Raw genomic sequence first — 856 nt, forward strand, 5'->3', positions numbered from 1 at the left:
GTGTAAGATTTAAACGCCTACTCATTATATCCAGATTAATTTCTTTCTTTTGAATATAGGATATACTAATTTTTCTTACATTTATCAGGTTAAGCAAGAGACCATATATCTGGATATTATTCATCAGTTTTTGATTCAATTCATTCAAACGTCCAGCCCATCTTAATTGCAAAGGAAAATCTCCTTTAAAGAATATTTTTAGTTTTTCGATCGATTCTAAAAAATATTCTTCAATATGGTTTTCATTCTTTAATTCAAAATATTGTTTTGAATTTGATGGGCTAAAATGGAAAAAATCCTCTTCTTGCTTTCCGTTAATATTTTGATTTTCACTAAAATTGGGATTTATATTCAAATTTAAAAGAAGTAATTTGCTTGGGATAAACCAAGGTTTCTCTTTATATTTATGATAAAGTATCACAAACTCTGGAAAGAAAAAAACTTTCGGATTTGATATGGGGTAATTTAAGATTAAGATTTTTTCATTCATTCCCATCCAATCAAAAAATACCTTTTTGTTATTTATTTGGGAATTTGAATCAATCGGAAGATAAAAAAGACCATTATTATGAATTTTATCCATTATTTGGTCCTTATTAGGTTCAACCTTAATATTTTTAATAATTTTACACAAATATTTTCTATCTGTATTTTTTTCCATATATATAATATCGCTTTTTACTATATAATTCTTGCTAGGAATATTCTTGAGTATGTTAAAAAATTTTTCTTTATTTCTGGTGGAATTTTCTTGGTTCTTATTTGTTTCTAATGATGATCTATAAATATAGGAGTTATTCTTAGTTTCAGAATGAATATATTTATATGATAAAAGATCATATCTATAGTTTTTTTG

Annotated in this window: 1 protein-coding gene; it reads right to left on the minus strand. The window is 24.6% G+C overall.

The window, feature by feature from the left end; genetic code table 11:
- On the minus strand, nucleotides 1–856 hold an 856-nt coding region (locus HX793_RS32200; RefSeq protein WP_178905612.1), incomplete at both ends, for a hypothetical protein.

Origin of the sequence: Pseudomonas reactans, from assembly GCF_013387025.1 — a bacterium.
Classification (GTDB): Bacteria; Pseudomonadota; Gammaproteobacteria; order Pseudomonadales; family Pseudomonadaceae; genus Aquipseudomonas; species Aquipseudomonas reactans.